Annotated in this window: 1 protein-coding gene; it reads right to left on the minus strand. The window is 67.6% G+C overall.

What is annotated here, in order from left to right:
- Window positions 1-259, minus strand: a 259-nt coding sequence (locus AC6LKD_RS32690) for a hypothetical protein (protein WP_498118550.1), incomplete at both ends; no start/stop codon positions are given.

Below are 259 nucleotides of genomic sequence, written 5' to 3' on the forward strand. Positions count from 1 at the left end.
CTGCTGGTAGGTGTAGGTGATCTTGCCGGTGGCGGCGTCGTAGCCGGTCAGCGTGAGCTTGCCTTCGGTGCCGTCGATGACACGCGGGGTGGTACCCAGCGCCTGCAGTTCGGCCACGGTGAGGGTGGTGTCGCCGATCTTGACGGTGGCCAGGCCTTCCGGCGCGGTGACGGTCAGTTCGCCGGTGACCGGCTTGGTGGCGTTCTCGGCGATGCTGATGTTGCCAGCGTCTGCGCCGTTGGCGTCGGGGACAGTCACG

It is taken from the genome of Achromobacter sp. D7-1 (genome assembly GCF_059760445.1).